The organism is Bradyrhizobium sp. LjRoot220, from assembly GCF_964252915.1.
GTDB lineage: Bacteria > Pseudomonadota > Alphaproteobacteria > Rhizobiales > Xanthobacteraceae > Bradyrhizobium.
In genome coordinates this window covers 977132-1003277 of record NZ_CAXUPS020000001.1, presented here as the reverse complement: position 1 = coordinate 1003277, position 26146 = coordinate 977132, and the positions used below count along the sequence as shown (strand labels likewise).

Sequence of the window (26146 nt, the reverse complement as noted above, 5' to 3'; positions counted from 1 at the left end):
CTCCAACGCATCGAACACGAAGCCCACATGCGCCGTGCGCGAGATCCTCCAGCCCACGATACCTTTCCGGAAGGTACTTCTATCACCAGAAGCTTCGGAACCCGGATCCGACTAGGAAGGAAGTCGAACTACAGAGCCTGCTGCTCGACCTGTGTCACAAGGTTTCGGGGACGGCGCTTCCTGAATCGCAGCACCTCTTCCGTACCCCGGCAGGTGATACGCCCGAACTGCGCAATGACCGCTTTGCGCCACAAGCTGCCATTCCATAACCGTTCATTCCGCGAATTGAGCTCTGGCGACGATTGGCCGCGATCATTTTTGTGGAGACGAAAGCCGTAGAGAGCCGCTGAGCTTTTAAAGTTCTGCGAACCCAAGCAGCGAGCGGTGACAACGATAGGCGCGGTATTCGCAGCTCCACCAGACAATTCCTCTGGCTTCAGACAAGGTGACCGAAGACCAACCGAAGTCAGAAACAAAATAGCGCTACGCCCTGCGTGCGCCTAGGTCCACAACGCTTGGATCGTAGTTTCGGCGATCATAGAGAAAAAGAACTTGCGTACGGCGGGATTTGCTAACAACCGGCGACGATAGTTCTTTCTAGCATGAAGAGACGAGGCAATCTGCATTCGTTTGACGCATGTGAGGTTCAAGTCGTCCGCCCCTCATCCAGCAGGTATTGGAATTTCCAGCTTGTTGGCGATCGGCGTGTAGATGTCGATGTTCGCTCCCGGTGCTCTTACTGAGACGATCAGCGCATATCGCGCCGAGCGATCCCAACGCTGAAGCGCGGGCTTTTCTTTCCACCAGCCACTGATGGGAAACACGCCGATCGCATCGCGCTCAGCGAGCTCAGCTGCACTTCCGCGCCAAATATCCGAATGGATCGATCCTTTATCGCGAATCGTACCGAGCACCCAATTGTCGCCACCTGCCGCTGCTCCAGCCTGCCCCTCCTCTTCCGCCTCCGCAGCCTTGTTGATCCGTTGGCGAAATTGCTGGAGGCTCTCCAATGACCGCTTTACCGCAAACCGGAGCGAATGAGACGAATAGCGGTGCCGTCTCGTCCATCCCCGCTCGCCGGGATTAGGCTCGACGAAATAGGACAACGTTACGCGTAGCTCGACATCCTGCTCCCCCAACGCGAGCAGTTCGTCTCGGGGCCATGGCAAGCGGTGCAGGTTCATGCTGCGGGTTTTAATCGCCGAGCCATCCTTCCGGAACGGAAGAAACGCATCTTCGACCATCAGGGTCGCATCGTCCGTCGCGCTCATCACTGCGCGACCGATATCTGGTACGCCCCATCCGTATCGGCGAAGCATGGCTGCTTTCTGTGCCTGCGCAGCCCCCTCGATCCGCACATGCATCGCCGGCGTCCATTCGGCCGAATGCACCGCGAGAGCTCGCACGGTTTCTGGCCAAAGCTGGGGCCGGGCAACCAAAACGCCGGCGCAAAGATACGAGCCTAATGCTGCGGCCGCGCTGGTATCGCCAAACGTCTCGAAGAGACGCATTTGCGGGCGATAGTGCGTCGTTATGAGCTGAAGATCATCGATTGCTGACGCCGGATTGACACCGTCATGGGCAAAGTTGCCACCTTCGAACACGACGTCCGGTCGGATCGGCCACTGACGATCCCAAACACCAGACGTTCGGCTCGCCGGAGACAATTCACCGGCGGGCGCCACTGGCTGCCAGCCATTGAAGTCGGGATGAAAGATGCCGATCTTGTCGGTGTAAGCTCCGACAACTAGCGGATTCCATGCCTGAGCGGGGCTCTCGACCTCTTCAAGGTCGTTACGGTCCGGATAGTCCGGAGCCGAAATGTCACCTCGCAGATTCCCGGCGGCGAGCACCATGAGGCGCCGACGGTCGCCGCCGCCATAGCAAAGTTGGTCGGGCGACCGCGACCAAGACCGACTTCGCTCGTCACCGCCATACAGAAGACCCGCCGACGACGCGGAGCTTGTGCCTCAGCCTTGTTGATACCGACTTCTGTGATTGCTCCATAAAGTTCGGGATCGTTCTGGCCAGCTGGCGGCAAGACTTTGACCGTCTCCAATCGATGGCGCAGGTCAACTTGACCACCATGGCTAAGCGCCGCTTCAAGATCGCCATAGAGCGCGACACCTGACATCGACGTACCGTGGCCATTCCAGTAAGAGCTGTCACCTACGCCCCAGCCGTTGTCATAGGCGTGCTGGTCGACGGCATCCAAGCCCGGCTCGATCAACGGATGCGTCCGGGTCGCTCCGCTGTCGAGAAGACAGATGGCCGGCGCCAGCGCATCAGGTGCGTCAACCCGATCGACGAGATCGCCCGCCCAGTCTGCCTGTTCGACTGGGCGCATCTCGAGAAAGACCGTCGGCGTGTCCTTAGCGATGCGCAATTCGGCCACGGCGTCGCTATTGTCGACGAGCCTTGCCATCGCTTCCTCGTTGGCGAGCGCCAGGACCACGTCGCGCTCGGGGAAGCTGATGGCATGTTCCTTCAGGGTTACATTGAGGCGTTGTGCGACATGCCGAAGGGTCTCCAGGCGACCGTCGCGAACCCATATCTCCCACCACGCCTGACGACCAACCGTCGGAAAAAGCACCATGTCGTCCGTGAAGAGCGAACGAACAGCTCCAAGGCGAACATCCTCGATTCGAGCGACCAAGGCCTCGTTCCTCGGCTTTCCCGACTTCGTGTTCTCGTCGCGATAAGCCTCAACCTTTTTGGCAAAGAAATCCGCTGAGCGCTCAGGTACGAACACAGTGGCCGAAACCATTTCCTGATTATCGGCGGTAGGCTTAACGGCAACGAGCTCAATTTTGGCAGGTTTATTCTCAAGATCTTGGACAGCCTCCCGCTCCGCCGCCGGGATCTCGAATTCGAGATAGAACCCCTTCTCGCCTTCAGCGACCGCTTGGTCGCGGGCTCCAAGTTTCTGCCGGCCTGCCGGACGGCGGCACCGATCGCGTGGCCGAGTTTCTGTGCGTGCCGCGCTCTCACCCTGACAGGCGGCAGTCCCGTGATGACAATGCGAGGCGATGTGTACGGCTCTGCTTGACCGCCACCCTCAACATGAAAATGCGGCCGATTGCGCGGCGGTCGTGCCATCTATCGTCTGCACCTCAACTCGTGGCGGCTCTGCGTTCCGCCAATGTCGAGAGCAGCGTTGGCGTCCTGATCTCGCTTCTGTCCTCGAGTACGGCGATCTTCGCCGCCTCGTCGGCAGCCCTTGATACTTCCGCCTGGCTTAAACCCAAAATCGATGACCAATTGATGTCCGAGAGGTCAAATCCCGTCAGATGCGATTCCAATATGCCGCGAGCGATCTCCGGGTCCGGTAATCCATAAAGAATGACGTCGTCGAAACGCCGGAAAACGGCTTCGTCTAGCAGCTCTGGGTGGTTGGTCGCAGCAACGATCAGGCTCGGGCCATCATCGTTCTCCAAAAACTGGAGCAATGAATTGAGCACGCGCCGGATCTCGCCGACATCGTTCGTGTGCGATCGTTGTGAACCGATCGCATCGAACTCGTCAATGAAGTATACGCCGCGCTGAACTGCAACAGCATCAAACACCAGGCGAAGGCGCGTCGCCGTTTCGCCCATGAGCTTGCCGATCAAGCCCTCATAGAGAACTGTGAATAGCGGCAGCTTTAACTCCGCCGGCAAGAGCGGACGCCGTCATCGTCTTGCCTGAACCCGGAGGCCCAATTAACAGCAGCTTCCGTCGAGGCATCAGGCCGCGGGCGCGCAGGCGCTGCTGTTGGCGCTGTTCGGTCAAAACGCGCGTCAAGCGCTCTTTCAGTTCTGGCCCCAACACCATACTGTTAAGGCGAATATCCGAATAACGCGCCGAAAGCAGGCTGCTGAGTTCGCCTTTTGGCTGCGCTAGAGGAACGGGACCGGCGCCGCGCCGACCGACATGCGCGGTCTTGCCCTTTGCCGCGTCGATCAGTTCGCGCAGTTCCTGGGCGAGTTTGCCGTGTCCGTGCCTCGCCTCGTGCGCGGCAAGCTGCGTCGCCACGGAGAGGAAGCGGTCCTCATCTCCGTCGATATGGCTGCGCAGCAACGCGACGATGTGGCGAGCGGCGGCGAACGTGCGTTGGGCCTCACCATTCCCATGTTCGCAGCGGTCGCAAGCTTCTACGGCGACGAGCACAGTACCCGGCCCCGCCTCGTCCTGCTCGATGAAGCCTATGCCGGTATAGACGACGGCGTCCGGGCACACTGCATGGGACTCATCCATGAGTTCGATCTCGATTTCGTCATCACGAGCGAGCGCGAATGGGCCTGCTACAAGACGCTGCCGGGCGTCGCAATCTGCCAACTCCAGAGACACGACAAGTTCGACGCCATTCACGTCTCCCGCTGGCAATGGAACGGAAAGACGCGCTTAAGGATGGAAGAGCCGGCGCGGCTGATGTTGAACCGTAGCGCATGACGTTGGCCGTAGACGAACGCTTGGTCCGGCTCCTCGGCGGCGCCGAGCTTTCCGATCTGCGCGTTCGGCTGCGCAGGCGCTACGAGCTCGGACCGGCCGACGGCAAGCTCCCATCGATCCAGGTCGGCAAGCTGAACCAAACCGAACGCGCCGCACTCGCATCCCTCGTTGGCCGTAAAGGCGGCGTGGCCGCCTCGATCATCATCGACGTCAACGCAGTCGACCGAGCTCTCTCCGATGCCGGTGTCGCGCCATCCCTTCGAGCCGCGCTCGAACTTCTGGATGGTCCGATCGTCCACCGGGAAACCGAATTGAACAGGATTCGGGACAGTTGGGCGTCCGTGCTGGCCGGCTGCTCGCACACCGATCTGATCGCCTATCTGTCCTCGCCGGTCAACTTTGGCGTCCTGAAGCGCTTATCAGGCAATCAACCGGATTCCGCATCCCTTATCTGCAGACAAACCGAAGGCATCCTCAGACGGCTTCCCGCTGTGGGGGCCCCGCGCGCCCAAATAGCGGCGGAGCTTCTGGGAGACGCTCACGGACTGGACAGCGCCCGCCCTGTCACCACTCTCACGCTCGCCGTCCTCCGAAGCCGCTCTTCAACCGACACAGGCGATGACCGCGATACATGGGCTGCGGTCGGCATCCTGGTGAATGAGCTCGCCAGGCCAGCCCTGTTCTTGAACGTGCCGTACAGCGGATTACCAGTCTCACCCGGAGAACCACAATACGCGTCACTTCGGCTTCTCGCGCGGCGGCCCCCGGACTGGGCTGTGGCGAGCAGACCCATTTTGGTGTGCGAGAATCCGAATCTCGTCGCAATCCTCGCCGACCAGCTCGGGACCGCTTGCCCTCCGGTCGTCTGCGTCGACGGCCACCTCGGCGCGGCTCAGCGGACCATTCTCAAACAGCTCAAGGAATCGGGGGCAGACCTGCGATATCATGGCGACTATGATTGGCCAGGAATTTCGATCGCCAATTACGTGATTGGGAAATACGGCGCCGTACCATGGCATTTCTCAGCTGCAGACTACGTCGCCGCCGCCGAAAGCGCTCCTCAGCTCGCGATACCGCTGAGCGGCCGACCCGTCATCGCTTCATGGGATGCAGATCTCACCACGGCAATGATAAAGACCGGAATCAAGATCGAGGAAGAGGCCATCGCCGAGCGGATCATCGACCTTCTGGGCAAAGAGTCGCTACGCGCCTGACTACATCACGTTTCGAACCGCGAGTACGTCGGCGATGGAGTAGACCTCGTCGGTTCAACGTCGGACAGGTTCAGGATCGCCGCCGTGCAGCGTGGTGCAATATCAATTGCGCCGCCATTCAAGTAATCGATGCGTGACTGATTTGTCGCCAGCAACTTCAACAAATCGCTCGACAACTCGCAAACGATCGTTTCGCCGGGTGCGAAGTCGGTCAGACGAAAGACCCTCAGCTCATCCTTTTGTCTCACATTTGGAAAAGAGCAGAGAGCAAAACAGCGGGCTTCTTTTCCGTCCCCCGTAATGCTTGCCCGAGATGCCCCTTCACTCTCAACGCGGTTTGCGACGAGATCAGGCTGCATCCCTTACGCGTGCGGGACTCAATCCCCGCGACAAAAACCGCCGGATTTTGTCGGCCATCAGCGTGACGCGAGCTCCGCTTACGTGCTTCAAAGCGAGCACGGGAGTCCACAACTCACAATCGGCAACGAAGCCGCATTGTGCGGCGAACTGACATCCTACGCTGCGTTACTGTCCAGCCACCAAACAAACGCACGAGCGCGAAATCGCCCACTCATCGAAGCTCCGCACATCAGCGGTACAGCATTTGGTACAGCATGGAGATTGAGGCACCACCTTAACTACTGATTACACATGGCTTTTTTAGAAGTCGCCGTCCAATCCATCATGGGTGCAACGCAAAATAGATGCGCTAACATGTTGATGTTATTTCGCTTTATCGTCTCGTCTGGAATCGCTGATTTTTGGGCCGACACAAATTCGAAACTGACTATTGGGGCATTTTCCTTTCGTTTCAAGTGCTTAAGCCGATCGCCCGTTCGTTCTTTGATAATACCGCGCCTTGTTCGGTACAGCATTGCAGTACCGAATGAGCTCGTGCGGTACCGCGCTAGTTTGTACCCTCCTGATCAATCTACTTCGGTCGAAAAGTAGCGTGCCGCTCTCCCCAAGCCTACCGCGTCAGAACCGAGGTCGTAGTTTTGGCGATGGCAGCGTAAGAAAACTTGCGCGCTGCGGGTCGGAGATTAGCATTCTCGCTATGACAACCGAGGTCGAGCAAATCGGCGTGTCAGCAATCCACCGGCCCAGCCGTCGCGCTCGGGGATCTACGGAGCTAACCCCGCCCCATTCAAGCGTTGCTCGATTGGCGAACAGCTAAGCGCCGGCGATATCCGCGGGACGCTCGGTTTCGTCTCAGTGTATGCACCTTTGCTATCAGGCTTGAGAACTGACTCCTTTTCGCTGCTGTCGGGCATCGTGAATACGATCGTTGTCTGGCACTCGGCGGATTAACGATTGCACCGATTTTAGATCAGGACTTCCGGCGAGAGCCTCGATCGGTTGAATGCCCGATGTTGAGCACGAGTCTGTTCAATCGTGGGACGGGCCGTGCCGCCTCGCCAGGGCCTCCCCCAGCAAGATCTTGTAGTAAGGCCCCAAGCGTTTCTGATTCCTCGTGGGCTGCACGGGGCCAACGCAGAGAGCGAGTGGGGCGTCGTTTGACCAAAACAACGCGGAATAACGGACCAGCGATCACGTTATTCCCGCGTGGCCACGCTTATGAGGAGCCCCTGATGCTATTCCGTTCCAATCACCGCACGCCGGAACCCGACACCGGATCCTGCCCGCAAACAGAGTCCGAGCTGCGGATCAACAACGACAAGTCGATCGAATTTCTGTGCCAGCCGGACGATCACGGCGTTATTGCCGAGCCTGCGCCGGCCAAGGCAGCGCTGCCGGAGTGGTTTCGACGCATTCCGCCTGTCGATCAATCGGTGCTTTCGGCCACCAACAACGGCCTGACCATCAAGCGATGCATGCCTTTTCTCGATGCAATGACGCTCGGCTTTGTCCTGCCGATCGCTGCGACGGTGCGTCTGCAAATCAGCGAGCAAGGCCGCAAGGTTGATGCCGGCTGGGAGTTCGACCGGGTGATGGTGAGCAATCACGGCAGCTACCAGATCGCCGGACATCCCCTCGCAGACAGACCGCCCATGAAATTTCACAACTACTGGACCATCAAGACACCGCCCGGCTGGAGCTGCCTGTTCGTCGCACCGCTCAACCGGCATAACCTTCCCGTCGAGATCCTGGCCGGCGTTGTCGATACCGACACCTATGCGTCGCTGATCAACTTTCCCTTCATCGCGACCGGGTCCGATGGGGTCCACGTCATCGAGAAGGGCACACCGCTGGTGCAGGTCATTCCATTCAAGCGTGGTGAGGCGGACCTCGAACTACGCAAGGAAAGTGCATCCCGCGAGCGCCTCGTGCCTGTCGTTGCGGCGGAGACCGCAGTTGAGGAACGCGAGCGCCTGCAGATTCTGCGGAACACCCAGGCGTCCGAGGGATGGTATCGAAAGTTTGCACGCGCGAGGCGATGAGGCGATGGCGATACTGTACACGAGGCGCCGGAAACTTTGGCGGCGTTCGGAATAAGCCTTCGCTGCGCTTCGTTTCATTCCGGGGTCGAAAAGAAATCGGCCCCGTATCGCAACCAAGGAAAGAGGATCTTGCCATGAAACGAGAAGTTATCTTTACCGCCAGTGCGATCGCCCTGGCGCTGGGAACGACCGGCGCGCTGGCTGCCGTCGGGGCGCCGGTCGACCCCGCGGTCAAAACCGTGAAGGCAGAGCGGGGCCAGATCATTCTGGCTGGCAACAGTTCGTCGAACACCAGTTCGAACAGCTCGTCGAACTCCAGCTCCAACAGCTCCTCGAACTCAAGCTCCAACAGCTCTTCGAATTCCAACTCGAACAGCTCGTCGAACTCGAGCTCCAACAGCTCGCGCTAAGCGGGTCTTGGCCAGGTTCGGCCAGTCGACGCCAACGAGGAAAGGGCCCAGGCTTCCGGGCCCTTTCTGCGTGTCTCATGGCGTACAGGCAGCAATCAGCCGGCAACATGGCGAGCCAACCCCGGCCTCCTCGGCAACGTACGGCTATTCGCGGGACAGCGCTTCGATCGGGTCAAGCTGCGCAGCCCTCGCAGCCGGCATGTAACTGAACAGCAGTCCGATCGCGCAAGATGCGGCCACCGCAATGATGACGGTTGCGGGATCCACGACGAGCGGGATCCGAAGCCAAAGGCGCGCGGCCGCTGCAAGAGCCAGCCCGGCAACGATGCCGGCCAGCCCGCCTCCGACTGCCAGCAGAACCCCTTCGGCAAGCACTTCCGCCTTGATCTGGCGCGGCAGCGCCCCGATTGCGAGGCGGATTCCGATTTCTGCAGTCCTGTCGGCGACCGAGACCAGCATGATGTTCATGATCCCGATGCCGCCCACCAGCAGGCTGATCGCTGCGACGGCCGTCAGCAACGCGGTCAGCGTCTGCGACGTGCTTGCCATCGCCTCAGCGACCTGGCGCATCTCGAGCACATGGAAGTTGTCGGCCTGCCCGGGGGCAATGCCGCGACGTTCGCGCATCACTTCCTCGATCCGCTCTTTCATGTGCGAGCTATCGACGTCATGCCGGACCAGGACATGGACTGACTGGATATCCGTGGTGCCCTGAATCCTGCGCTGATAACCCGTGAGCGGCATGACCACGATGTTGTCGTCGTCCTGCGACAGCCCCGACTGCCCGCGCTTTCGAAGCACTCCGATCACTTCGCAAGGCAACGTCTTGACGCGAATGGTTTCGCCAACGGCGGCACTGCCGCCGAACAGCCGCTCATGGATGGTCGCTCCGACTATGCAAACATTCTTGCCGGCCTGGATTTCGTGACCGGAAAAAGGCCGGCCCGCGGCGAGGCCCCATCGCTTGGCGATTAAAAAATCGTTGTCTGCACCAGTAATGCTGGCGACCCAGTTTGCCTGTCGCAAAACAACGCGAACCGGTTGCGAAGCGATGGGCGCGACCGCCTGCAGTGCACTGCGAAACTGACGGATCGCGTCAACGTCGGCGTATGTGAATGGCTTCGCCTCGATCTGCGCGCCCTTGCCGCCTCGAGTATCATGGCCGATGCGGAGCGACAGCAACTGCATGCCGAGTTGCTCGATCTGTTGCTTCACCTTGGCATTGCTCCCGCGCCCGATCGTCACCATGCCGACCACAGCACTCACGCCGATAACGATGCCGAGCGCGGCCAGCGCCGAGCGCAGGACATTGCGCTGCAAGGCGGCGACGGCCAGGCGCAGGATCTCATGGGCCATGACTACACTCTCCATCGAAGCATCTTTGGCGGATGCGGCCGTCGGCGAATCGAATGGTGCGACGCGCATGCGCGGCGATCGAAGGATCATGCGTCACCATGACGATCGTGGTACCTTCTTCGCGATTGAGTTGTTTCAGCAGTTGCATGATTTCGGCACCTGTCGTGCTGTCGAGTGCGCCTGTCGGCTCGTCGGCGATCAGCAGGTCGGGCCGAACGACCAGGGCGCGCGCGATTGCGACGCGTTGCTGTTGGCCGCCGGAGAGTTGGTCCGGGGTGTGGTGCTGGCGCCCGGACAGGCCGACCGAGATCAGAGCCGCTGCGGCGGCCTCGCGGCGCACCCGGCGCGGAACGGCCTGGTACAGCAGCGGCAGCTCGACATTGTCCAAAGCGCTTGTGCGCTTGATGAGATTGAACCGCTGGAACACGAATCCAATGCTGCTTCGCCGCAGGAGCGCCCGGCGCGTGGCGTCGAGCGCGCCTGTATCGACCCCCTTGAAGTGATAGCGTCCGCTGGATGGTGTATCGAGGCAGCCGATGATGTTGAGAAACGTCGACTTGCCGGAGCCGCTGGGACCGACAACCGCGACGAACTCGCCCGGTGCGATCGACAGATCAACATCTGCGAGGGCGGTCACCGAAGCAGATCCGCGGCCATGAATGCGCGCAACATTCTCCAGCAGCATCAGGGGCTCGATATCGCCATTTGCTGCGGTGCCGCCGGAACTCATGGCTGAACCAAAGCTGTGTCGATGACGACGCTATCGCCTGCTGCAATGTCGCCTTCGAGGATTTCGCTGTGCGTCCCATCGGTCTCGCCAACCCGCACCTGAACGGATGTGAGCACGCCGCGAACCCGCTTGTAGATTTGCCGATGGCCGGGCAGAAGGGAATCGGCGACGCGCGCTATTGCGGGCGTCGCGGCGATGGCCGGATGTGGCACCTGCGCCGGCGGCACGAATCGCAGCGCAGCGTTTGGCACCAGCAGCACGTTGCGGCGCTGTGCAACCGTGAGGTCCGTCGTGGTCGTCATGCCGGGCTTGAGCTGAAGCTCGTCATTGTCGAAGCCGAGAATCGCCTTGTAGGTAACGACGCCCTGCACGACCTCGGGACCAAGATAGATTTTTTCGACGACAGCCGGAATGGTGCGATCGCGCAAGGCTTGGCCCTTGAACACGGCGGGCTGTCCCGGTCGCACGGCGAGAGCATCGGCTTCATCGACATCGACCTTGACCTGCATGTGCTTGAGGTCGGCTGCAATACGAAACAGCACCGGCGACTGGAACGAGGCTGCTATCACCTGGCCACGTTCGACGTTGCGCCGAAGCACCACGCCGTCGACGGGTGCGACGATCCGCGTCTTGTCGAGGTTTGACGCCGCGAGATCGACCTCCGCGGTAGCGATCCTGAGCTCTGCTTCAAATATCTCGACCTGGGCTGTTGCCTTCATGAAGGCGCCGACCGCCGCCTCCAGTTCGCGCTCGCTGATGGCTTGCCGCTCCGCGAGCCGCTGCTTCCGGTTCCGCTCGCTCTCGGCAAGCGCGAGATTGATGTGTCCTTCACGCAACCGCGCTTCGGCAAGACCGTGCGCGGCCCGGGCGCGAGTGAGCTGCCTTGCGGGCACGGCGTCGTCGAGCGTCGCCAGGAGTTGCCCGGCCTTGACCCTGTCGTTGTAGTCGACAGCGATGTCCCCGATCGTCCCGGACAGTTCGGTCGAAACTTCCACGATCCGGACCGGTTCCACGGTCCCGGTTGCGGAAACCTTGACCTCAAGATCCCCGCGAAAGGCTGCCTGTACGACGAACCGCGTGTCGGTCGGCGGAGACCCATCTCCTTGGCTGAAGCCAATCACGACCACGGTCGAAACAATGGCGATTCCCGCGAGCCCAGTTGCGATACTGCGCCTTCTGCTGCGAGGCTGCAGCTCGGCGAGGCTCCATTCTGCGACCGCGCGTCGGGAGCCGGTCCAGGCCGAGCGAAGTTGGTTGAGCTTTGGAGTTTGCCACATCAACGCTGCTCCGTCGGGCGTTCCAGGTGAACCTCAACGCCTTCAACGAACCTACTTGGCAGCTTATTCCAGCATTTGCTCCGCCGAGGTCGTTCACTTGCCGCGCCGTCGCGTGCATCAAGACGGATGGAAAATGCGGCACCTCTCGGACCCGCGGATCAGGAAGCAGGGATAACCGTGCTTCCTGCCCGAGGCAGACTCAGATGATGAGGAAGTCGTTAACGCTGAGAGTCTGAACACCCTGTAGCGTTGCGATCCACTGGGCGCTCTGGTCGCCGGCGCCATCGGCATCCCAGCTCAACCTGCCGTCATCGGTATCAAACAGGAATGTCCCGAGGCCGGAACTCGTCGCGACAGGTCCTGAAGATACGACGAGCTGGCTTGCGGCGAGCGAATTGCCGCCGCTAATTCCGCCGCCGAAGAGGGCCGCTTCGATCTGCAGTTCGTCGCTACCAATCCCGAAATCGGTGATCGTGTCGCGGTTCGCGGCCATGTTCGATAACACGAACGAGTCCTGATCGGCTCCGCCGGTCAGGATATCGCCGCCTAACCCACCGATCAGCACGTCGCTGCCGATGCCGCCGTTGAGGTTGTCGGCTCCGATACCGCCGTCAAGCCGATCGTTGCCGCTATCGCCGATAAGCTGGTCGTTTCCGGTATCGCCGATCAGCCAGTCGCTGTCTTCGCCGCCGAACAGGCGGTCGTTGCCGGATCCCCCCGCGACCAGGTCGTCGCCGGAACCTCCGGAAACAGTGTCGATGCCGTCACCGCCGTACATCCGATCGGCGTCCTTGCCGCCGTCGAGACGGTCGTCACCGAGACCGCCGTACATTTCGTCCTCGCCCTCCTCTCCATAAAGGATATCGTCGGCGTCGCCGCCTTCGACCAGATCGGCGTCCTCCCCGCCATAGAGCGTATCGGCTCCGCTGCCGCCAAAGACGAAGTCCTGACCCTTGCCGCCAAGCAGGACGTCAGTGCCATCGCCGCCAAACAGCTCGTCATTGTCTTCGCCGCCATCCAGTCTGTCGCCGCCGATGCCGCCATAGAGAGTGTCCTCGCCCTTGCCCGCGGCCAGCGTATCGTTTCCATCCTCGCCTTCCAGCAGGTCGTTGCCTTCGCCGCCATCAAGGACGTCGTTTCCGGCTCCACCGAACAGCTCGTCATTATCCTTGTCGCCGAAAAGCCGATCGTCACCACCGTCGCCATAGAGAATGTCGGCTCCTTCTCCGCCATCCAACGTATCGTTGCCGTCGAATCCTTCCAGAATGTCGTTGCCCTTGAAGCCGAAGATCGTATCGGCGAGACCCGTGCCGCGCAGCCGATCGTTAAAGTCAGTTCCATTGATCTGCATGGACCACTCCCGTTGTTCAGCCGCGATGCGGCTTTTCGCGCGGCTCCAACAGGAAACGGTTAGATCCGCTCCTGCGCCACCCGAAGCTAAACGGAAGCCCGCAGTGCTTATTCCCGGATGAACCGAAAGGGCTTGCACGGCTCAGGCCATCCTGAGATGATCGCCAGGATGTTGCTGATAGCGGATACATAAATAAAGATGGCAGCTTTCGGAATATGCGAGAGAGCGCCGCGTTATTCCTTTACGACTACGGCCCTCGACGTCGAGACGCGAGGAATGAGTTATGCCGTCGACGTCGAGACATGAAGAATGAGCGGCTTCGGTGACGAACTTGTGGGCTTGCTGCCTCGTCTGCGTCGATTCGCGCGCTCGCTGACCGGGCGAGCTGATGAGGCTGACGATCTTGTACAAGCTACGTTTGAGCGCGCGCTGCGCGCCCAAGCGCTTTGGGAGCCGGGCACACGGCTGGACGCATGGCTGTTCAGAATCATGAAGAATCTCTGGATCGATCAGATCCGGCGCCGGAAGACCGAGGGTGCTCAGACGGCGCTTGAGGATGCGGAGCACCTTTCCGGTTCCGATGGCCGAGCCGTGGCTGAAAGCCGTATTGTGCTTGCGGACGTCAAGGCGTTGCTCGCGTCGCTGCCGGGTGATCAGCAGGCCGTTGTTCAGTCCGTTTGTATTGAGGAATTGAGCTACCGAGAGACCGCCCAACGCCTCAAAACTCCGATCGGAACAGTGATGAGCCGTCTGGCGCGCGCAAGACTTGCTCTGTCGGCCGGACTCGATTTCGATCAAATCATCGAAGCCCGCCACAACACGAATAAACCCTGATGACCGCGATCACCGACGAAACCCTGATGGCTCTGGCGGACGGCGAACTTGAACCCGCGGAGGCGGCTCGCGTGCGCGAGGCGCTTGCCCGCGACATCGATCTCGCTGCGCGATTTGCATCATTCGCGGAATCGCGGGCGCTCTTGTCCGGAACGTCCAGCCGCGCCGACGATGACGCAGTGCCCGAACATCTGGTCGGCACGGCCCGCAGACTAGGGAATGCATTGTCGGGATTGGGCCAAGGCGCCCAGCACCGCGCCGCCGACGTTCGGCTGCCTGAAGCAGCCGCAACCAACGGAGCCGACGACCGTGCCCGAAAAGACGATACCATAAGACCCGCCAACGCCTGGCGCGAACAAGCCTCTCGCAACTTGCGTCGGTTCGATCGCTTCAAGGCTATGGCTTTGGCCGCCTCAATCGCACTTTGTGCCGGAGGCGTGCTCGGCTTTGCACTCAGCCCGCTTCGACAGCCCGACAACACGTTCGCGAACAATGTGCCGCTGAACAGCATTGCTGTATCGCCTGCCGAAGCGGAGTTGCTGTTCCAACTGGCGAGCGGCGAGTCGCGGCAAGTCCCAGGCAGCTCGGGAACGGCGACGGCCGATTTCACCATGGTATCCACGCATCGGATGGAAGACGGCTCCATCTGCCGCGAATTCACGACGGCGATCGCCGGCATGCAGCAGCAGACACGGGTCGCCTGCCTGCGGGAACGCGCCTGGCGTGTCCATCTCGTCGTGGTTTCGCCGTCGAGTGGAGGCTTCTCGCCAGCGAGCGCCCAGGAGACGGCGGATCATTTCATCGAAGCGCTCGGGAGCAAGGAAATCCTGACAGGCGACGCGGAGCGCAGGGCTCTCGTGCAGCCTTAATGCCTAGCCTGTAATTCGGCGGCCTCTTGGTGCGCTTTCAGGTATGGTGCAGACCCGATGATGCGCCCGGCTCCTGCAATCTCGGGACCTCCGCGCAGCCGTTAAGGAATGCGCCGTCGCCCAACGTCCTCAGATGATTGATGAAAGCCGAAGTGTTTGTGCCACTGGAACTCATCCGTTCCGTGAACGTTAAGCTCCTTGCCGATCAGCTGACGTGAAGTGCTTTCGTTTCCGATCGCCCCGGCGCTTTTTTTACGCCGGGCGGGAATAGGCGGGCAGCATCCTCCGTTGTTGTAAGGCGACGAAGCCGCAGTCAGTGTATCACCACGGATAGCGAATGTGACAAAAGGAAGCCGCCCGTATGATTGCGAGCGGGCGCGCGCGCCTAGCGCGAGCGCGCACACGCAGTACAACAATGTTAGTGACCCCCCGATGAGAACCATGATTGCCTGCCGTTCATTCGCGACCGTCGTCGGTCTATTTCTGGGCTTCGCCGTGGTCGGCCAATCCCCAACATGCCCTGCACTGTTTTCGCCCGCATTCGCTGATGACGGTGACGGTAGCGGTTCGGCTGGAGCGAGCGGTGGCGGTGGTGGTGATGGTAGCGCTGGTGGCGGAGACCCCCCCATCGGGAGCAATTGGAGCCCTGTCGGAAGAGGTAGACACTTCTCGCTGTTTCGCGGCTTTCGGTTGCCGTGGGATGCAAGACCGCGTCGTGCCGTGAGGGCGCGAGCGAATGCACCTGAATATGTGCTGTCCGAAATCGAGGCTACTCAAGCCCAGACACTGCGCGACCGCGGGTTTCGCGTCATAGCCGAACGCTCGCTGAGCGGCGGCAGAGGTTTGTTGCTACGCGTCACAGCGCCGGGCCGGATTTCGAAACAACGCGCGCTCGCATCATTGCGTGAGATCGCGCCGGGACGGCCTGTCGATGAAAACACGTTGTATCGCCAGCGATTCCAGATGCAGAGTGGCCGGCCAACGCTGCGCAATGCGTTCCTCAATCCATTGGAGGCCGTGGGCTGGCGTTCGCTGGAAAATTGCGGCGACCTGGATGCCATCGGGCTGGTGGATACGGGCATCGATGCGGACCACATAGGGCTGGCGAGCAAGCAGCTAGAGGTGATTACGCAGCGCTCGCCCGACCGACAGGCGTCGAGCAAACGTCACGGAACAGCGATCGCGACGCTCTTGCTTGGCGACGGCGTCTTCTCGGGATTAACGCCGAAGGCCCGGATTGTAGCTGTCGACGCGTTCCATTCGCAAAACGGCACGGACCAGATCGACACGTTCGATCTGGTGTCCGCGATGGACGCTTTGGTGGAGCGCGGCGTCGCGGTCATCAATCTGAGCCTGGCGGGGTCGTCAAATGAGGTTCTGGACGCGGAGGGAAAGCGTGTGCAGGCGCGAGGCGTCATCGTGGTCGCCGCGAGCGGCAACGACGGCGCCGCCGTCAAACCGCGTTATCCTGCAGCATATCCATGGGCGATCGCGGCAACCGCGGTTGACAGGAATCTCGTCGTCTACAAGCGAGCGGTTCGCGGACCGCATATCCGACTTGCCGCTCCCGGCGTCGATCTTGCTCTTCGCGATGGGGACGGGAAGCTGCGACAGCACACCGGCACCTCTTTCGCCGCACCGTTCGTCGCCGCGCGGCTGGCGCTGGCTCACTTGGGAAAACAGACCCGGCGCGCCGACGCAGCAGGCCTACCCGCCGACGATCTCGATTCCGCGCGCGCTGCGGAAGCCAGGGTCGCGGCACTTGGCAGCCAGGCGATCGATCTCGGCGAACCCGGAAAGGACATCGTCTACGGAGACGGCCTCGTGCAGTTTGGCTCCGCATGCCGCTCCGCGACGAGTGCGACACGATGAACTTGCCGCACACAAGTTGCGACAACAATCACCGCGCTGGAAACGACGCAGCCCCGCAAGATCTGCCATGCTCCGCATCCTGTGGGCTCTGAAGATGAATAGCTCCTGATAACCCCGTCGGCGGCGCTACAGTGTCCGACGAGATGAGCGGGCGGCGTCGGGCGGCGTCGAGGTCCATGACGACCGTCCGCAAGCGGTGGCCATGGCGGCCCGCGGCGTCACGCAAGCGCATGCCGACCAGGACCATGCGAATCGTATCTTCGGTCGCGTGGCGGAGCAGTTCAGACGCCGACGCCATCGCCTCGTCGAGCGTCCAGGGGCGCATCTGGATGCTCGCGAACGCGTCGATACCGCAATCGAGATTGACCTTGGCGCCTTCGCCGATTGAACCGGCAAGGGCGATCACTGGAAGGCCGCGTGCCTTCGCGCGCCGCGCAACTTCCGCTGGCACCTTGCCGAACGGTGTTTGGCTATCGAGAGTGCCCTCGCCGGTGAGCACGAGATCGGTCTCGGCCAACAGGGCGTCGAAGTTGGTGTAGTGCATGACCATGTCGAAGCGCGGACGCAGCACCGCGCCGAGGAGCGCATGCAACCCCGCGCCAATGCCCCCGGACGCTCCGCCGCCAGCCACCGTCGTGACATCGACGCCGGTTGCGACGCGAACACGCGCTGCATAGTTCCCAAGCGCCGCCTCGAGCATCATGATCTGTACGGGCGTCGCACCCTTCTGCGGACCGTAAACGCGCGTCACGCCATGTTCGCCGAGCAACACGTTGTGCCAGTTGACCGCCGCCTCAATCTGCACGCGGTCGAGGCGCGGGTCTCGATTCGACAGGTCGATGGAGGCAAGCCGCGCCAGCGCGCCGCCGCCGCAGCCGATCGGCTTGTCGTTCGTATCAAGTAGACGGATGCCGAGCGCTTCCGCCATGCCGGCGCCGCCGTCGTTGACGCCGCTGTCCCCGCATCCGACCAGGATGTGCTCGGCGCCGGCATCGAGCGCCGCGCGGATGAGTTCGCCGACGCCACGGCTCGTCGTCACTGCCGGATCGCGCGCTTCGCGCGGCACTAACCGCAGGCCGGCCGCCGCCGCAATCTCGATCACGGCCGTTTTAGGCCCGGCGCCGCCAAGAAGGCCGATCGGCGCGCTTACCGGCACGTTGACCGGTCCAGTGACCGTGACCTGTTCAAGCGTGCCGTTCGTCGCCGCGGCCAGCGCCGCCGTGAAGCCTTCGCCGCCGTCGATCATCGGCGTGTGGAGCACCCGAGCATCGGGCAGCGTGCGCCGAACGCCCGCTGCCATGGCCTCGGCGACTTCGCTAGCGCTCAGGCATTCCTTGAAGCCCGAGGGAGCGATCAGAACGGTAAGGGCCATCTTGTCCTCCGTTGTTGGGCGGCAGAAGGGCGTGCAGGGATAACGATGGGATCCAGGATTTATTCCGGTGCATGGAAGCGCACTGCTGATCGCCACGTGGTGCGGCGATAATCATGGTTGCAACGAGATGCCGAGAAGCGGCCAGACGAAAAGCGCGAACGCTACCAACAGAAGGAGGTGGATCGGCAAGAGCACGGCTGAGAGCACCATCAGATCCTTCGGCGCATAGGTCGACTGCTTCAGCGTGGCGTAGAGCGCCACCGCTTTCGCGCTCACAGGCAGCGTCTGGCAGAAGCCGGTTCCGACTGCGACGAGCAGAATGAGCGCGGCCGGATCGTATCCGAACCCCGCGAGCGGCAGCGCGAGTATCGGAATGAGAACGACCGCCCGGGCGGTCCGAGACGTCACTACCAGATGCGCGCAAAGTGCGGTCGCGGAGACAATTGTGGCGACCGCGAGCGGGCTGTCGAATGCCTGCCGGTCGACGCTCGTCACAAAGTCCGCCGCAACCAAGCGCGCGGCGCCGGAGGTGATCAGCGCGTCGCCCATCAGCATGGTAGCAATCAGGAACACCAACAGCTTCCATTCGATCGCTTTCAGGGCCGTGGCCGGCGTGAGTGCGGGGAAAGGTCCGATCACCAGCAGTGTGGCCGCCACCAAAGCGATAAAAGCAGGCTCGATTCCGACGGCCGTCGCGCCGAGAAGCGCGACCAGCATGACCGCGACGATCATTGCGACCGCGCGCTGCCGCGGATGGAGCGGGTCTCGCGAAATGCTTGGCAGCTTGGGCGCCGTCATGCGCGTCTCGCGGTCGATGAAGAGCCAAAGGATCACACTCGTTGCCACGAAGCTGCTCGCGACCGCGAACGGCAAACCCAGCACGGTCCAGCGTACGTAATCGAGGAGCGCTCCGCCGGACCGTGTGATGAACTCGGCGGCGACCAGATGCGCGCCCGCGCCAGTAAGCGAAGCGCATGCCGAGAGCAGAACGACACTCGGGATAAGAAGCGCGAGTGCACGCACGACCTGTACATCCCGGATCGAAGCGGCGAGCGTCAGGAACACCGGCAGGAACAACACAGCGCGACCGGTCGTCGAGGGAACGACGAAAGCGGTTGCCAGGATCAGGAAGGCGAGTCGATGGAACAGACGCGTGACCGATCGGACATTGCCAATCGTGGCGATCACCGCGCGTTCCGCGAGTCCGGATCGCGTAAGTGCGGCGGCGATCACGAAGGCTCCGACCAGGAGTCCGATCAGTGGGTTTGTCAGCGTCGTCGGGATGGTGGAGAGGGAGATGGCGCCACCGACAAGGAGCGTGGCCACGGCTGCGAGCGCGACGACGGTGTCGTCGATTTTGAGCAGAGTCCACCCCACGATCGCGAGCGCAAACACGACCAGCACGAAGCGTGCCTCAGCCGGATAAGGCAACCCCACCCCGATGATCGCGACCGCGGCGAACGCAGCCAGGATAGCTATCACCGACCGCGAGCTCCAGCAGCCAGCCGCCGCGGTCGACTCTCGGGCAATTTGCTTACCGACCGACACGGTTTGTTCATGGGCCATGCCACGACAACGGACGGCGTTGTGAATTATTCCCGGATTGACATCGCGCCGCTCGGGGCACGCGCTAGCGAACCTGACCGGCAGACCAGGAGATCGCGGCGGATGCTCAAGGAACTCCCGGCCTTTCAAGACTGCCGGCCCAGCTGTTGCGCTATGCCAGCACACCGCACCGACCGGGCAGCGTGGATAAGATGGTGGGTGCGCACATCAACGCCATCCGCGATCGCATAGGCGGTGCCTCTGAGCTCATCATGCAGCCCACGCTCCACCAGCCGACCAAGCTGGGCGACACGACTGAACCCTTCGCGGCGTTTGTGGATGCCCAAGCGGAGCACTAGGCAGCGGCAGCCAAGGCAGCCGTGATCGAGCCCAGCAGCACCGCGAGCCTGCGACATCTCCTCATCTTGGAAATGAAATTGATTGCAGGCCCCAACCAACCAGGGTCGGAAGTGCGACTACGCCCCCTGCGGCGAACGCGGCATGAAGCTGGATTTCGTTCGTTAGAGAGCGCTCATCAATGGATGTGGTACTTCATTTGGTACGACACGGCCGATAACGAGTCGCGTTAAGTACTGATTGTGCTTCGCTTTTTCAGATGTCCCGGTCCAATCCATCACGGGTGCAACGGAGAAACGGTGGTCTAAGTCATTCATCTCATTAATCTTTTATGCCTCAAGCCGATCCTATAAGGGATCGGATGGACTGGCAAATTTTGCCTGAGCGACGGTGTTTACGCCGACCCTTCTAGGATCATATCCGCCTCCATTGGAAGCCAAATCGTCACATCTGCATTCTCAGCGCATACATGGTGCGCACGAAAGCCCGAGTGCACACGCATGGTGATCTTCTCAATCGCATTCACATTCTCGCAGCAAACATTCTTTCCCCACTTCACATCGCAACGCGAGTACCCCGATAAAACGCCGAGAACGATACACATTCAACCGAAATAAAAAGCAGCTTTGGCAACGACGACCACATTGATCAAGCGCACCGATGATAGATCAAGCGTGGCGCAACGTCGGCGCAATTCAGTAAACGCCTCAACAAGACGTGAGGGGCATTGAGCTGCTGCCGGTTTGATGGACACCCGGATTGGGTATTTCATACAGCCGGAGGTGGGTCATGCGGAGACGGAAGTTCAGTCGAGAGTTCAAGATCGAGGCGGTCAAGCTCGTCAAGGAGCGCGGGGTATCGGCGGCACAGGCAGCCCGAGACCTGGACGTTCATGAGAACGTGCTGCGCAAATGGGTCAGGGAGTTCGGCTCCGACCCGGTGCAGGCCGTTCCCGGCCATGGACAGATGAAGCCGGAGCAGCTTGAGATCGAGCGGCTGCGGCGCGAGGTCAACAAGCTGAGGGCGGAGCGGGATATCCTAAAAAAGGCCGCTGCGGATGCCGAGGGCGCGTACACGCAGGCAAGGCAGGAGCTTCATCTCTCCCGAGATCATGATCAGTCCCAACGTCCGGCGGAGGTGGCCGATCGAGCCGTGCCGGGTCACTGGGAAGGGGATCTCATCCTGGGTCTCGGAAGCTCCGCGATCGGTACCTTGGTGGAGCGCACGACACGTTTCACCATGCTGCTGCACCTGCCGCGCATGACTGGTCATGGCCACGAAGCTCGCGTGAAGAACGGACCCGCACTTGCCGGACATGGTGCCGAGGCAGTGCGTGATGCGATCACCCGCACGATCATCACCTTGCCTGAGCAACTACGTCGATCGCTGACTTGGGATCAAGCAGCTGAGCTGGCTCAGCACGCATGTCTGAAGATCGATGCGGGCGTGCAGGTCTACTTCTGCGATCCTCACAGCCCATGGCAGCGCGGCACCAACGAGAACACCAATGGGTTGCTACGCCAATACTTTCCAAAAGGTACTGATCTCAGCATACACAATGCCGATGACCTTGAGGCCGTGGCTCTTGCACTCAACACATGGCCCCGGAAAACCCTTGGCTGGAAAAACGCCGGTGGAAACTCTCGACGAATTGCTACGAGTGTGAGATAGCTTAACCGGGTGTCCATCAAACCGGCAGCAGCTCACTTTTCTGCCATTTGCAGCCAACGTAACTCGCACCAGCAGCTCCAACCGCTACCGTTAGGAGTCCAGATCGCAGAAGATCGTAGATTTGGCCCAGAAAATCGTGGCCCGTGATAGCGGGGGAGCGCTACCACCTTTTCCCACACCAACCGAACCTACGATACCTCATCCAATCCTTCGCATAGAGCAGTTCCTGACCCGCGGAGCGAGCGCAGCTTTACGCTCATAAAGAGGAATTTTGAAAGACCTCGGGCTGCAGGTCGGGTGAAAGCGACGTCTGTCGCGGAAAATCGAGAGCTGGCGCTTATTCGGTGCCGCCATCGCACCGTTGGGCGCGCGGCGCAAGCAGGCGCTGCACGGCGCAAGTTCTCCCATCGGACGAAGCATGAGGGCTGTCTTGATAACGCAGCCGCCGGGAGCGCGGGCTCGTGGTCCGCCACGTCGCGACACTCCGTCCCTATCGCAGGAGATTTGTTTTCTTACATTCGAGGGATTTCGCATGATGTCAACATAGCCATCTCCGCAGCAAGCGGCGCCAACCAATTACGACACCGGTCATTGAGAACAGCAATCCGAGCGCGCAGAGGCCGACGATCAAGCTGCTGCGGATCTTCGGGTGGGCCACCAGGATCGGAAAGTCCAGCGTGTGCAGCGCGCTGTAGAGCCAGCGATAGGCACGACGAGACGCGTCCAATCGTTGCAGCACGTTGCCGTTCGCGCCGTCGATGTCGAACCACACATCGGCGCATCTGGAGCGATAGACGGGAGAGCCCGGAGTTGCCGACAGCACCAGATACGCGTCGTCGGCGGCGAGCACCGATGGCACATCGCAGCCGGCCGCCAGGCTGGCCGCCAATCCCGCGACCTCGCGCGTACTCAAGGCCTCTGCCCGATCATCAGTTCCTGCCCCGCCTGCTCTGAACAGCATCTGTCGATCATGACTGGTCCGGTCGCGCCGGTAGAAGCGACCATTGAAGGCGAACCATTCAACCTCTCGGGCAATTGGTGAAATCGGCTCCATACGAATCGCGGAAAACATCTTCCAGTCCGGAGAGGCAGTGGCTATATCCGCTTCAGCCTTGGTCAACTGCCCGCGCGAGAACAGCCGGCCGTGGTCCATGGAGAGCCAGCCGCTGAATATCCACGTCAGGACGAAGACCGTCGCTATCAGGCCTATGATGTGATGCAGCGCATGCCAGCCCCGATACGGAGACACCGCCGCTCCCTTCCTGACCCTGAGCTGCGCGACCCCAAGCACTGCCCCAAGCGCGGCCGAGATCAGCGCAAGCAGCGACAGCGTCCACACCACGCGGTCCCAGATCGACCAGTTGCGCCGGAGCACCGTGGGATAGATCCAGTGCAGCACGCTACCCGCAAAGTTCCACCAGCGCTCGCGGCGTGTCGTGTCCAGTGTGATCTCGCCAGTGACCGAGGAGACGTAGAATTCAGTGCCGGCCGCATCATTGAGCGCCACGCGAAACAGGGGACGGTGGCGTTCGAAGCTGTTCGGCACGCTCCATTGATCATAATCCGCGAGCTCAACGACTGAAGCGCGCGAGATGTCCAGGCCGGGTCCGCCTCTATCACCCCTCGCCGCAGCGAGAGCAATGTCGGGAGATTTCACCGCGGCATTCGTCGCGTCCGACGCACGGATCGCCCGCGTTTGCGACGACCCTGATACGACGTACACCGGCCCGTCGCTCCGCTGGATCAGGCGAACACGCGCGGCATCCTCGATCCCGCTGGCACTAACGGCATCTGACGGACTGATGGTCACACGCGCGCTGTCCACGGGTGCAAGGCCAGCAAAGCGTTCCGCTTCCGACAGGGACGGAAACGGAACGAAATGCATGACGATGCCGGTCGCAAACCACATCGCGAACAGGAGACAGAACGCGACACCGAGCCATCGGTGCAACAGGACTATTCCGCCCATCATTCGGGTTACGCCCCTACCACTTGAACGCAGCGGAGACCTCATAAGTACGCGGCGCCCCCAACAGGACCTGATCGGGATAGAACGGATCGCCCCAGATCGCGTAACGCTTGTCGGTGACGTTTCGCACCCGGAACGTCAGCCGCGTCTGGTCGACGGCGTTGAACACCGATTTCGGTATGTCGACGAAGGCATAGAGGTCCGCGATGGTATAGGCGTTCATGGTCACTGTGTTGGCATCGGTATTATAGCGATCGCCGACATGACGGCCGACGACGCCAAGCTCGACCGGCCAGGGCGTGAAGAACCGGTACGCTGCGCCGGCGTTCGCGACGACGCGCGGCACGTTCGGCGGCGCATTCCCGGAAAACGAGCCGCCTGCAAAGTTATAGTCGGCGTAGCGCGCGTCCACATAGGCGATGTTGCCCCACAGTCGCAATGCTTCGGTAATGCGCACAGCAGCCGCGAGCTCAACGCCCTTCGATTCCTGCCGCCCGGCAATGTTGAGCTGCATGCCGCCGGCGGCCGCATAGACGTTCTTCCGCTCGATGTCGAACGCCGAGAACGTCCACTCCGCCCTCCTGTTCCAGAACAGATGCTTCACGCCGGTCTCGTAGGTCTGCGACGTCGTCAGGTCGAGCGGCTGGCGCGGCCCAAGCAGGAAGATGTTGTTGGCCGAGACGTCGGCGCCGGTCGCGTACTGGCTGAAGAAGGTCAACCCCGGGACCGCCTCCCAAGTGTAACCGATGCGCCCCGTCACCGGCGTCCAGGACTTGGAGAAGGGAAAGCCCGCCTTCACCATGCCATTCACATCGGTAGAATTGCGATCGAGCCCGATATGCTCCATGCGCAGGCCACCGACCAGCGCGAATGTCCGCGTGACTTTCAGGCGATCCTCGAACGACAACGATTCATTGTCGATCCGCGCCGCCTGTTGCTGCGTCGTCAGCAGGCCGTAGTACCCGCGGGAAGGATCGACCAGCGTGACCTGATCGTGCGGGAAATTGGCGGCCCCCGGTCGGACGAAATCAAGGCCGCTTGCGGCAACCGTCGTCACCAGGCGGTTGTCCATGCCGGCGATGTCCGTATCCCAGGTCAGGTCGGTGAAGTTGCCGGCGAGCTTCTGGCTGTGCGCCACGTAGAAGCGCTCCCTGTCGACCAGGTTCACATTGGCATTGAACGCCGCGACCTCGTTGTTGAACCACTCCCGCTCTGCGCCATATCCGTAAGCCTGGCTCCTCAGCGTCAGGCCGGGCGCGAGCTTGAGCTCGAAGCCGCCGCGCAGCCATACCTCCTTCGCCACGTTGCGATTGTCGAGGACGTTGTAGTTGGTGTTGAATGTGCGATCGTCGATCGTGACCGGGCCAAGATTGGTTCCGTTATAGTTCGAAACATAGCTGCCCGAAACGATGCCGGTCGTGGCATGCGATCCGCTGAAGGCGACCGGGACCAGCGGTACGCCCCAATAGGGCTTGCCGCGATCCTCCCGGTATTCGATCGCGCCCCAGACCTTTAGATTGTCGGAGATGCGGTAGTTGAGCTGACCCGAGATATCCAGCGTCCTGGTGTTGGTATCGTCGGCAAAGCCGTTGAGCGAGGAGCGGCTGATGTCGAACCGGTAGTCGAGCCCCTGAACGTTGGTGCTGCCGCCGGAGCCATAATAACTGCGGAACGAGTTCAGCGAATCATAGGAGAAATAGGCCTCGTTCCGGATCGTCCCCGTATGCGGCTGCTTGGTCACGAAATTGATCGCGCCGCCGCTGGCCCCCTCGCCCGACAGCAGCGAAGCCGGACCTTTGAGAAACTCCACGGCCTCGAGATTGGCCGTGTCCATGATACGCGATGTCATGTTCTGGGGGCCGATCTTGATACCGTTGTAGAGGATGTTGATCTGGCTGTTGGTGAAGCCGCGCATCGAGAACGCCGAGGGCTCGGCCGGATTGTCGCCGGAGGTCACGCCGACTGCGCCTTGCGCGACGTCAGACACTGTCCGATAGCCCTGCTCGCGGATCGTCTCGGCCGAGATCACCTCCACGGTCGCAGGCACTTCACGCACAGCCAGGCCGAGGCGTGACGCGCTTCCGGCGATGGCGTTCGTGTTGAGCGGTGTCTGCGTCGTATCCCCGGTCGGCTTCGGTGCTGTCGCTGGCGAAGCAGCTCTATTTGCCGCCACGCGACGCGCGCCCCGTTCATCGCGGGCAGACGGCTTGGCCCGCTTGCGCTTCTGGTCGGTGGGCGGAGAGATTTCGATCGGCGGCAACGGCTCGCGGGAGCCCGCCTGTTGCGCGCAGACCGCGGAGATGTCGAAGGCAGCAAAGGAAGAGAGAACGCCGGACGCGAGCAGGAACTTGCGCGGCCGCGCGGCACGAAGACAGGACATGGCTGAAACCTCGGTATGACGTCAGTGGCACGTCACAGCGAACCGGGTCTCAACCTTCGGCCTGTAAAGCCTCAGCTGAAGCCGAATGTCTGTACTCCCCGACCGA

17 protein-coding genes and 4 pseudogenes are annotated in these 26146 nt (G+C 61.4%); 10 read left to right on the top strand and 11 right to left on the bottom strand.

Annotated features, from left to right (window positions below):
* Positions 1–662 precede the first annotated feature (662 nt).
* A pseudogene (locus ACSQ84_RS04100) lies at positions 663–2347 on the bottom strand (S8 family peptidase).
* A 766-nt stretch (positions 2348–3113) separates the two neighbouring features.
* A pseudogene (locus ACSQ84_RS04095) lies at positions 3114–4068 on the bottom strand (AAA family ATPase).
* Between ACSQ84_RS04095 and ACSQ84_RS04090 the strand changes: the two are divergent.
* The 3 genes and pseudogenes from ACSQ84_RS04090 to ACSQ84_RS04080 all read left to right on the top strand — a co-directional run.
* Positions 4045–4176 (top strand): annotated as a pseudogene (locus ACSQ84_RS04090) (SbcC/MukB-like Walker B domain-containing protein); the annotation flags it as partial. The pseudogenes ACSQ84_RS04095 and ACSQ84_RS04090 overlap by 24 nt on opposite strands.
* A gap of 45 nt (positions 4177–4221) precedes the next feature.
* A complete protein-coding gene (locus ACSQ84_RS04085; RefSeq protein ID WP_436211205.1) occupies positions 4222–4431 on the top strand; it encodes a hypothetical protein in 210 nt (69 codons plus the stop codon).
* Complete coding sequence (locus tag ACSQ84_RS04080) at positions 4428–5645, top strand: TIGR02679 family protein (RefSeq protein ID WP_436210342.1); 1218 nt, start codon at positions 4428–4430, stop codon at positions 5643–5645. The genes ACSQ84_RS04085 and ACSQ84_RS04080 overlap by 4 nt, the downstream gene beginning before the upstream one ends.
* A gap of 5 nt (positions 5646–5650) precedes the next feature.
* Here the strand turns inward: ACSQ84_RS04080 and ACSQ84_RS04075 are convergent, their stop codons facing one another.
* Positions 5651–6004, bottom strand: a complete 354-nt coding sequence (locus ACSQ84_RS04075; protein WP_436210341.1) for a hypothetical protein — start codon at positions 6002–6004, stop codon at positions 5651–5653.
* 1233 nt (positions 6005–7237) lie between these two features.
* On the opposite strand from ACSQ84_RS04075, the gene ACSQ84_RS04070 reads away from it, so the two are divergent.
* Complete coding sequence (locus ACSQ84_RS04070) at positions 7238–8047, top strand: DUF6065 family protein (RefSeq protein WP_436210340.1); 810 nt, start codon at positions 7238–7240, stop codon at positions 8045–8047.
* Between the two features lie 134 nt (positions 8048–8181).
* The gene (locus ACSQ84_RS04065) at positions 8182–8457 is read left to right on the top strand and encodes a hypothetical protein (RefSeq protein WP_436210339.1); all 276 of its coding nucleotides are present in this window, start codon (positions 8182–8184) and stop codon (positions 8455–8457) included.
* 144 nt (positions 8458–8601) lie between these two features.
* On the opposite strand, the gene ACSQ84_RS04060 is transcribed toward ACSQ84_RS04065, so the two are convergent.
* The 4 genes from ACSQ84_RS04060 to ACSQ84_RS04045 form a co-directional block, all read right to left on the bottom strand.
* Positions 8602–9813, bottom strand: coding sequence for an ABC transporter permease (locus tag ACSQ84_RS04060; protein ID WP_436210338.1), 1212 nt, complete (start codon positions 9811–9813; stop codon positions 8602–8604).
* On the bottom strand, positions 9803–10498 hold the full coding sequence (locus tag ACSQ84_RS04055) for an ABC transporter ATP-binding protein (protein ID WP_436210337.1): 696 nt from the start codon (positions 10496–10498) through the stop codon (positions 9803–9805). Before ACSQ84_RS04055 ends, ACSQ84_RS04060 begins: the two co-directional genes overlap by 11 nt.
* A 41-nt stretch (positions 10499–10539) precedes the next feature.
* Complete coding sequence (locus ACSQ84_RS04050) at positions 10540–11820, bottom strand: efflux RND transporter periplasmic adaptor subunit (protein WP_436210336.1); 1281 nt, start codon at positions 11818–11820, stop codon at positions 10540–10542.
* A gap of 199 nt (positions 11821–12019) precedes the next feature.
* Positions 12020–13309 (bottom strand): calcium-binding protein, encoded by a 1290-nt coding sequence (locus ACSQ84_RS04045; RefSeq protein WP_436210335.1) that lies wholly within the window; start codon positions 13307–13309, stop codon positions 12020–12022.
* 171 nt (positions 13310–13480) lie between these two features.
* Between ACSQ84_RS04045 and ACSQ84_RS04040 the strand changes: the two genes are divergently transcribed.
* The 3 genes from ACSQ84_RS04040 to ACSQ84_RS04030 all read left to right on the top strand — a co-directional run bounded on the left by ACSQ84_RS04040 (position 13481) and on the right by ACSQ84_RS04030 (position 16746).
* On the top strand, positions 13481–14005 hold the full coding sequence (locus tag ACSQ84_RS04040) for an RNA polymerase sigma factor (RefSeq protein ID WP_436210334.1): 525 nt from the start codon (positions 13481–13483) through the stop codon (positions 14003–14005).
* Positions 14005–14874, top strand: a complete 870-nt coding sequence (locus ACSQ84_RS04035) for an anti-sigma factor family protein (protein WP_436210333.1) — start codon at positions 14005–14007, stop codon at positions 14872–14874. Before ACSQ84_RS04040 ends, ACSQ84_RS04035 begins: the two co-directional genes overlap by 1 nt.
* Before the next feature lie 900 nt (positions 14875–15774).
* Positions 15775–16746 carry a S8 family serine peptidase gene (locus ACSQ84_RS04030; protein ID WP_436210332.1) on the top strand — a complete coding sequence of 324 codons (972 nt, stop codon included), beginning with the start codon at positions 15775–15777 and terminating at the stop codon, positions 16744–16746.
* Between the two features lie 28 nt (positions 16747–16774).
* On the opposite strand, the gene ACSQ84_RS04025 is transcribed toward ACSQ84_RS04030, so the two are convergent.
* Together ACSQ84_RS04025 and ACSQ84_RS04020 are read right to left on the bottom strand one after the other, a co-directional pair.
* Positions 16775–18118, bottom strand: coding sequence for a glycerate kinase family protein (locus ACSQ84_RS04025; RefSeq protein ID WP_436210331.1), 1344 nt, complete (start codon positions 18116–18118; stop codon positions 16775–16777).
* 111 nt (positions 18119–18229) lie between these two features.
* A complete protein-coding gene (locus ACSQ84_RS04020) occupies positions 18230–19600 on the bottom strand; it encodes an SLC13 family permease (RefSeq protein WP_436210330.1) in 1371 nt (456 codons plus the stop codon).
* A 1209-nt stretch (positions 19601–20809) separates the two neighbouring features.
* On the opposite strand from ACSQ84_RS04020, the pseudogene ACSQ84_RS04015 reads away from it, so the two are divergent.
* Together ACSQ84_RS04015 and ACSQ84_RS04010 are read left to right on the top strand one after the other, a co-directional pair.
* A pseudogene (locus ACSQ84_RS04015) lies at positions 20810–21067 on the top strand (transposase); the annotation flags it as partial.
* Positions 21056–21691 (top strand): IS30 family transposase, encoded by a 636-nt coding sequence (locus ACSQ84_RS04010; RefSeq protein WP_436211174.1) that lies wholly within the window; start codon positions 21056–21058, stop codon positions 21689–21691. The pseudogene ACSQ84_RS04015 and the gene ACSQ84_RS04010, both read left to right, overlap by 12 nt.
* Before the next feature lie 538 nt (positions 21692–22229).
* Here the strand turns inward: ACSQ84_RS04010 and ACSQ84_RS04005 are convergent.
* Together ACSQ84_RS04005 and ACSQ84_RS04000 are read right to left on the bottom strand one after the other, a co-directional pair.
* Entirely contained in the window at positions 22230–23663 is a 1434-nt protein-coding gene (locus ACSQ84_RS04005) for a PepSY domain-containing protein (protein WP_436210329.1), read from the bottom strand.
* Between the two features lie 13 nt (positions 23664–23676).
* On the bottom strand, positions 23677–26040 hold the full coding sequence (locus ACSQ84_RS04000; RefSeq protein WP_436210328.1) for a TonB-dependent receptor: 2364 nt from the start codon (positions 26038–26040) through the stop codon (positions 23677–23679).
* Between the last annotated feature and the right edge of the window lie 106 nt (positions 26041–26146).

Coding starts and splice junctions, on each gene's coding strand:
- ACSQ84_RS04085 (WP_436211205.1), top strand. CDS start 4,222: ATGGGACTCATCCATGAGTTCGATCTCGATTTCGTCATCACGAGCGAG.
- ACSQ84_RS04080 (WP_436210342.1), top strand. CDS start 4,428: ATGACGTTGGCCGTAGACGAACGCTTGGTCCGGCTCCTCGGCGGCGCC.
- ACSQ84_RS04075 (WP_436210341.1), bottom strand. CDS start 6,004: ATGCAGCCTGATCTCGTCGCAAACCGCGTTGAGAGTGAAGGGGCATCT.
- ACSQ84_RS04070 (WP_436210340.1), top strand. CDS start 7,238: ATGCTATTCCGTTCCAATCACCGCACGCCGGAACCCGACACCGGATCC.
- ACSQ84_RS04065 (WP_436210339.1), top strand. CDS start 8,182: ATGAAACGAGAAGTTATCTTTACCGCCAGTGCGATCGCCCTGGCGCTG.
- ACSQ84_RS04060 (WP_436210338.1), bottom strand. CDS start 9,813: ATGGCCCATGAGATCCTGCGCCTGGCCGTCGCCGCCTTGCAGCGCAAT.
- ACSQ84_RS04055 (WP_436210337.1), bottom strand. CDS start 10,498: ATGCTGCTGGAGAATGTTGCGCGCATTCATGGCCGCGGATCTGCTTCG.
- ACSQ84_RS04050 (WP_436210336.1), bottom strand. CDS start 11,820: ATGTGGCAAACTCCAAAGCTCAACCAACTTCGCTCGGCCTGGACCGGC.
- ACSQ84_RS04040 (WP_436210334.1), top strand. CDS start 13,481: ATGAGCGGCTTCGGTGACGAACTTGTGGGCTTGCTGCCTCGTCTGCGT.
- ACSQ84_RS04035 (WP_436210333.1), top strand. CDS start 14,005: ATGACCGCGATCACCGACGAAACCCTGATGGCTCTGGCGGACGGCGAA.
- ACSQ84_RS04025 (WP_436210331.1), bottom strand. CDS start 18,118: ATGGCCCTTACCGTTCTGATCGCTCCCTCGGGCTTCAAGGAATGCCTG.
- ACSQ84_RS04005 (WP_436210329.1), bottom strand. CDS start 23,663: ATGATGGGCGGAATAGTCCTGTTGCACCGATGGCTCGGTGTCGCGTTC.
- ACSQ84_RS04000 (WP_436210328.1), bottom strand. CDS start 26,040: ATGTCCTGTCTTCGTGCCGCGCGGCCGCGCAAGTTCCTGCTCGCGTCC.